This is a genomic window from Stenotrophomonas sp. 01N47 (genome assembly GCF_056399165.1).
Window position 1 is genome coordinate 477,443 of the sequence record NZ_JBFTQU010000002.1, and the last position, 6,263, is coordinate 483,705.

The following is a 6,263-nucleotide window of genomic DNA, read 5'->3' on the forward strand; positions in this document are numbered from 1 at the left end:
CCTCAGGCGTCGAGCGCCTCACCGCTGGAGCGGAACACACGCAGTTTGCGTCCATCCTCCAGCACCTTGAAGCCAACGCGCTCGCCCTTGCCCGAAGCCGGGTTCAGCACATTCACGTTGGAGATATGGATCGACGCTTCACGCTCGACCACGCCGCCGGCAACACCTGCCTGCGGGTTCGGCTTGGTGTGGCGCTTGACGATGTTCACGTTGGCGACGACCAGACGGTCGCCATCGACGCGGACGACTTCGCCCTGCTTACCCTTGTCCTTGCCAGCGTTGACGACAACCTGGTCGCCCTTCTTGATACGGTTAGCCATGATTATCTCCTGTCGCTCACAGCACTTCGGGAGCGAGCGAGACGATCTTCATGAACTTCTCCGAACGAAGTTCACGAGTCACCGGCCCGAAGATACGGGTCCCGATCGGCTCCTGCTTGTTGTTAAGCAGAACGGCAGCGTTGCCGTCGAAGCGGATCAGCGAGCCGTCGGCGCGACGCACACCCTTGCGGGTACGCACCACGACGGCGTCATACACTTCACCCTTCTTGACCTTGCCGCGCGGAATCGCATCCTTCACGGTGACCTTGATGATGTCGCCGATACCGGCGTAACGGCGCTTGGAACCACCCAGCACCTTGAAGCACATCACTCGCTTGGCACCAGAATTGTCGGCGACGTCAAGGTAGCTCTGCATCTGGATCATGATTCAGACTCCTTATTCAGCCGCACGCGTGATGACTTCCACCACGCGCCAGTTCTTGGTCTTGGACATCGGAGCAATCTCGGTCACGCGGACGACATCGCCTTCCTTGCAGGCGTTGTCGGCATCGTGGGCGTGCAGCTTCGTCGAGCGCTTGATGTACTTGCCGTACAGTGCGTGCTTGACCTGACGCTCGACCAGGACGGTAACCGTCTTGTCCATCTTGTTGCTGACGACACGGCCTTCGACCGTGCGCAGCGCTTTGTTTTCAGTATTGTCGCTCATAGCGGCCATCCTTACTTCGTGCTGCCGAGCAGGGTCTTGACGCGAGCAATTTCGCGACGCACCCGGCGGATGTCGTGTGTCTTCGGCAGCTGGCCGGTGACCTGCTGCATACGGACAGAGAACTGTTCCTTACGCAGGTCGATCAGGTGGGCCTTGAGGTCGTCAGCCGACTTTTCACGGAGAGTTTTGATATCCATCAGCGCACCGTCCGGGTCACGAAAGTGGTGGTGACCGAGAGCTTGGCAGCGGCCAGGCGGAACGCCTCGCGTGCCACTTCCTCGGTAACACCCTCGATTTCATAGATCATGCGGCCGGGCTGGATCTGGGCCACCCAGTATTCCACGTTGCCCTTACCCGAACCCATTCGAACTTCGATGGGCTTCTTGGTGATGGGCTTGTCGGGGAACACTCGGATCCACATCTTGCCGCCGCGCTTCACGTAGCGGCTGATCGAACGGCGAGCCGCTTCGATCTGACGCGCGGTCAGCTGACCGTGGGCGGTTGCCTTCAGGCCGTACTCGCCAAAGCTGACAGCGTTTGCGCTCCAGCTGAGGCCTTCGTTACGGCCCTTGTGCACCTTGCGGTACTTGGTTCGCTTGGGTTGCAACATTGTCGTTACCTCGCTTCACGAGCCGGGCGCTGACGGTCACCGCGGTCGCCGCGATCATGACGATCGTTGCGCGACGGGGTGTCGTCCTGCTTTTCCTGGCCAACCTGGGAGAAATCGAAGACCTCGCCCTTGTAGATCCAGACCTTGATGCCGATGATGCCGTAGGTCGTCTTGGCCTCAGCGAAGCCATAGTCGATGTCGGCACGCAGCGTGTGCAGCGGCACGCGGCCTTCGCGGTACCACTCCGAACGGGCGATTTCTGCACCGTTGAGGCGGCCACCGACGTTGACCTTGATGCCCAGGGCACCCAGGCGCATCGCGTTGCCGACCGAGCGCTTCATTGCACGGCGGAACATGATGCGACGCTCCAGCTGCTGCGCGATCGATTCGGCAACCAGCTGTGCGTCCAGCTCGGGCTTGCGCACTTCGGTGACGTTGATGTGCGCCGGGACGCCCATCATCTCGCTCACTTCCTTGCGCAGCTTCTCGATGTCCTCACCGCGCTTGCCGATCACCACGCCCGGACGGGCGGTGTGGATCGTCACGCGAGCGGTCTTTGCCGGACGCTCGATCAGGATCTTGCTGATGCCGGCCTGAGCCAGCTTCTTGCGCAGCATTTCGCGCACTTTCAGGTCGGCTGCCAGGTAACCAGCGAACTCGGCCTTGTTGGCGTACCACTTGGAGTTCCAGTCCTTGGAAATGCCGAGGCGGATACCAATCGGATGAACTTTATGACCCATGGTCTTTTCCTTATCCGCTTACTTGGCGGCGCCAACAACCACAGTGATGTGGCTGGTGCGCTTGAGGATGCGGGTACCGCGGCCTTTCGCCCGCGCCATGAAACGCTTCAGGGTCGGACCTTCATCTACCATGATGGTCTGAACCTTCAGCTCGTCGACGTCGGCGCCCTGGTTGTTCTCGGCATTTGCAATAGCCGACTCCACCACCTTCTTGATCAGGTGGGCAGCCTTCTTGTCCGAGAACTTCAGCAGGTTGACGGCACGCTCGGCCGGCAGACCGCGCACCTGGTCAGCGACCAGACGTGCCTTCTGCGGGGAGATGCGCGCGGTGCGCAGGATGGCTTTCGCTTCCATTGTCATCTCTCCTTACTTGCCCGACTTCTTGTCACCACCGTGACCCTTGAAGGTCCGGGTGATGGCAAATTCGCCGAGCTTGTGGCCGACCATGTTCTCGTTGACGAGAACCGGGATGTGGTTCTTGCCGTTATGCACGGCAATGGTGACGCCTACCATGTCAGGCAGGATCATCGAACGACGCGACCAGGTCTTGATCGGACGCTTGCTACCCGCAGCGGCAGCCACCTTAGCAACCAGGTGGTGATCGACAAACGGGCCCTTCTTGAGTGAACGTGCCATGGTCGATTAGCCCCTACGATCGCGGACGATGAACTGCTGAGTGCGCTTGTTATGGCGCGTCTTGTAACCCTTGGTCGGAACACCCCACGGGGTGACCGGATGCGGGTTACCCTGGCCGGCCTTCGCCTCACCACCACCGTGCGGGTGGTCAACCGGGTTCATGGCAGCACCACGAACGGTCGGGCGGACGCCGCGCCAGCGCTTGGCACCGGCCTTGCCCAGCTTTTCCAAGCTGTGCTCGTCGTTGCCGACTTCGCCGATGGTCGCGCAGCACTCAACCGGAACCTTGCGCATTTCACCCGAGCGCAGGCGCAGGGTGGCGTAGATGCCTTCACGAGCGACCAGCTGCACGGCAGCACCCGCAGCGCGGGCGATCTGAGCGCCCTTGCCCGGCTTCAGCTCGATGCAGTGGATGGTGGTACCGACCGGGATGTTGCGCAGCGGCAGGGTGTTGCCCGCCTTGATCGGAGCATCCGAACCAGCGATCACCTGATCACCAGCCTTCAGACCCTTCGGGGCGATGATGTAGCGACGCTCGCCGTCGACGTAGCACAGCAGGGCGATGTGCGCGGTGCGGTTCGGATCGTATTCGATGCGTTCCACGCGCGCCGGGATGCCCAGCTTGTTGCGCTTGAAGTCAATCAGGCGGTAGTGCTGCTTGTGGCCACCACCGACGTGACGCACGGTGATGCGGCCGTGGTGGTTGCGACCACCCGAACGGCTCTGCGACTCGACCAGCGGAGCGTGCGGAGCGCCCTTGTGCAGGTCGGGAGTAACCACGCGCACGGCCGAACGGCGACCGGGAGAAGTGGGCTTGAATTTCATCAATGGCATGGGATGTACCTCAGGCCTTGGCCGTTACATCGATCGACTGGCCGTCGGCCAGGCGAACGTACGCCTTGCGCCAATCGCCGCGGCGGCCAGCACGGTTACGGAAGGACTTGTTCTTGCCCTTGACGTTGACCACGTTGACTGCTTCGACCTTGACGTCGAACAGCTGCTCAACCGCGGCCTTTACATCGGCCTTGGTGGCTTCGTTCGAAATTTCGAAGACGTACTGATTGGAGAGTTCCTGCAGGCGCGCGGTCTTTTCGGAGACACGCGGGGCGAGCAGCACGCTGAAGATTTTTTCGTTGCTGTTCATGCCAGCCACTCCTCGACCTTCTTGACCGCGTCAGCGGTGATGACGACCGTGTCGGCACCGACCAGCGACACCGGATCCAGGCCCTGGACGTCACGCACTTCCACGTAGGGAATGTTGCGCGCCGACAGGTACAGGTGCTCGGAGGCTTCTTCAGTGACGATCAGCGGGCGCTTGCCCACTTCCAGGCCGGCCAGCTTGGCGATCAGAGCCTTCGTGTTGGTCGCTTCGACATCGAAGGACTCCACGATGGTCAGACGGCCCTGACGGTTCAGCTCGGACAGGATCGCGCACATGGCGGCACGGTACTGCTTACGATTGACCTTCTGCTCGAAGCTGCGCGGCTTTGCCGCGAAGGTGACACCGCCGCCGACGAAGATCGGAGCCGTCAGTGCGCCATGACGCGCGCCGCCGCCCTTCTGCTTCTTCGACTTCTTGGTGGTACCTGCCACTTCGGAGCGAGTCTTCTGCGCCTTGGTGCCGGCGCGACCGGCGTTGCGGTAAGCAACGACAACCTGGTGAACCAGATCTTCGCTGAAATCGCGACCGAACACGGCGTCGGAGACCGAGACCTTGTTATTGCTACCCGTGATAACGAGTTCCATCGTCATCTCTCCTTATGCCTTGCTCGCCGGACGGACGATCACGTCGCCACCCGCCGCGCCCGGAACGGCGCCGCGAACTGCGATCAGACCGCGCTCGACGTCGACCTTGACAACTTCCAGGTTCTGGGTGCTCTGCTGCACGGCGCCCATGTGACCGGACATCTTCTTACCCGGGAACACGCGGCCGGGCGTCTGGCGCTGACCCAGCGAACCCGGCGCGCGATGCGACAGCGAGTTGCCGTGGGTAGCGTCACCCATACGGAAGTTGTAGCGCTTGATGGTGCCCTGGAAGCCCTTACCCTTGGTGACACCCTGGACGTCGACGATCTGGCCGACTTCAAAGATGTCCGCCTTGACTTCGCCACCCACGGCGAAATCGCCGAGCTGGGCGTCTTCAACGCGGAATTCCCACAGGCCACGGCCCGCTTCCACTTTCGCCTTGGCGAAGTGGCCGGCTTCCGGCTTGTTGACCAGGGCAGCGCGACGCGCACCGACGGTCACCTGCACGGCGCTGTAGCCGTCAGTTTCGACGGTCTTGATCTGCGCGATGCGGTTGGGGGTTGCTTCGATCAGGGTCACCGGGATGGAACGGCCATCTTCGGTGAACACGCGGCTCATGCCAGCCTTGCGGCCCACGAAGCCCAACGAATACTTCTTCGTCATGGTCGTAGTCCTCAGGTCAGCTTGATCTGAACGTCGACGCCGGCAGCCAGTTCGAGCTTCATCAGCGCGTCCACGGTCTTGTCATTCGGGTCAACGATATCGAGCACGCGCTTGTGCGTGCGGGTCTCGTACTGGTCACGCGCGTCCTTGTCGACGTGCGGGGAGACGAGGATGGTGTAACGCTCGATCTTGGTCGGCAGCGGGATCGGGCCACGCACTTGCGCGCCGGTCCGCTTCGCCGTCTCAACGATCTCGCTGGCCGAACGGTCGATCAGACGATGATCGAACGCTTTCAGCCGGATCCGGATCTTTTGGTCCGCCATGGCGGTAGGTTCCTTCGATAAAAGAGCGACAGACAAAGCCTCTGGGTTGCTTTGCCCCATGAAATCCCTGAATACAGACGGCCCGCATTCCCGCAGGCCGACAAGGTCAATCCGTAGACCCCAAATGCATAGGCAGACCCGTGAAACCGGCCTGCCCAGACGGAGAAGCATAATGGCACGCAAGGCAGCTGTCAACAGTCTCCTGTTGACGCCGCCTGAATGGCATTGACCCTTCCTGGTCTGGGGAACACAAAGCACATCCTGTGCCTACTTTCCCGTTTGATACGCCCCGATGCCCTACCCAGGCAACATCGGGGCGCAGATTCTAACAGATTACTCGAGGATGGTGGCAACCACGCCAGCACCGACGGTACGGCCACCTTCGCGGATTGCGAAGCGCAGGCCGGCATCCATGGCGACCGGGTTGATCAGGGTGACAACCATCTTGATGTTGTCGCCCGGCATCACCATCTCGACGCCTTCCGGCAGCTCGACCGCACCGGTGATGTCGGTGGTACGGAAGTAGAACTGCGGACGGTAGCCCTTGAAGAACGGGGT

General features: G+C 61.5%; 14 protein-coding genes. All 14 read right to left on the reverse strand.

The genetic code is table 11. The features are described from left to right. Positions 1–2: 2 nt before the first annotated feature. A complete protein-coding gene (rplX, locus tag AC1DKR_RS06195; RefSeq protein ID WP_025879308.1) occupies positions 3–320 on the reverse strand; it encodes a 50S ribosomal protein L24 in 318 nt (105 codons plus the stop codon). Between the two features lie 16 nt (positions 321–336). Beyond that, a complete protein-coding gene (rplN, locus tag AC1DKR_RS06200; RefSeq protein WP_025879307.1) occupies positions 337–705 on the reverse strand; it encodes a 50S ribosomal protein L14 in 369 nt (122 codons plus the stop codon). Positions 706–717: 12 nt separating this feature from the next. After that, positions 718–987 carry a 30S ribosomal protein S17 gene (gene rpsQ, locus AC1DKR_RS06205; RefSeq protein ID WP_004145355.1) on the reverse strand — a complete coding sequence of 90 codons (270 nt, stop codon included), beginning with the start codon at positions 985–987 and terminating at the stop codon, positions 718–720. An 11-nt stretch (positions 988–998) separates the two neighbouring features. Continuing rightward, positions 999–1,184 carry a 50S ribosomal protein L29 gene (rpmC, locus tag AC1DKR_RS06210; protein ID WP_025879306.1) on the reverse strand — a complete coding sequence of 62 codons (186 nt, stop codon included), beginning with the start codon at positions 1,182–1,184 and terminating at the stop codon, positions 999–1,001. Beyond that, a complete protein-coding gene (gene rplP / locus AC1DKR_RS06215; protein ID WP_025879305.1) occupies positions 1,184–1,597 on the reverse strand; it encodes a 50S ribosomal protein L16 in 414 nt (137 codons plus the stop codon). The genes rpmC and rplP overlap by 1 nt, the downstream gene beginning before the upstream one ends. Before the next feature lie 5 nt (positions 1,598–1,602). Continuing rightward, positions 1,603–2,337, reverse strand: a complete 735-nt coding sequence (rpsC, locus tag AC1DKR_RS06220) for a 30S ribosomal protein S3 (RefSeq protein ID WP_004145350.1) — start codon at positions 2,335–2,337, stop codon at positions 1,603–1,605. A gap of 18 nt (positions 2,338–2,355) precedes the next feature. Further along, positions 2,356–2,691, reverse strand: coding sequence for a 50S ribosomal protein L22 (gene rplV, locus AC1DKR_RS06225; protein WP_004145348.1), 336 nt, complete (start codon positions 2,689–2,691; stop codon positions 2,356–2,358). Positions 2,692–2,703: 12 nt separating this feature from the next. After that, positions 2,704–2,973, reverse strand: coding sequence for a 30S ribosomal protein S19 (rpsS, locus tag AC1DKR_RS06230; protein ID WP_004145340.1), 270 nt, complete (start codon positions 2,971–2,973; stop codon positions 2,704–2,706). Between the two features lie 6 nt (positions 2,974–2,979). Further along, complete coding sequence (gene rplB, locus AC1DKR_RS06235) at positions 2,980–3,807, reverse strand: 50S ribosomal protein L2 (RefSeq protein WP_025879304.1); 828 nt, start codon at positions 3,805–3,807, stop codon at positions 2,980–2,982. Between the two features lie 10 nt (positions 3,808–3,817). Continuing rightward, positions 3,818–4,117 (reverse strand): 50S ribosomal protein L23, encoded by a 300-nt coding sequence (gene rplW, locus AC1DKR_RS06240; RefSeq protein WP_025879303.1) that lies wholly within the window; start codon positions 4,115–4,117, stop codon positions 3,818–3,820. After that, entirely contained in the window at positions 4,114–4,719 is a 606-nt protein-coding gene (gene rplD / locus AC1DKR_RS06245; protein ID WP_025879302.1) for a 50S ribosomal protein L4, read from the reverse strand. Before rplD ends, rplW begins: the two co-directional genes overlap by 4 nt. Before the next feature lie 12 nt (positions 4,720–4,731). Next, positions 4,732–5,382, reverse strand: coding sequence for a 50S ribosomal protein L3 (gene rplC / locus AC1DKR_RS06250; RefSeq protein ID WP_025879301.1), 651 nt, complete (start codon positions 5,380–5,382; stop codon positions 4,732–4,734). A gap of 11 nt (positions 5,383–5,393) precedes the next feature. Then, entirely contained in the window at positions 5,394–5,705 is a 312-nt protein-coding gene (gene rpsJ, locus AC1DKR_RS06255; protein WP_010341589.1) for a 30S ribosomal protein S10, read from the reverse strand. A gap of 333 nt (positions 5,706–6,038) precedes the next feature. Further along, on the reverse strand, positions 6,039–6,263 hold a 225-nt coding region (locus AC1DKR_RS06260), incomplete at its 5' end, for an EF-Tu C-terminal domain-related protein (RefSeq protein ID WP_478031789.1).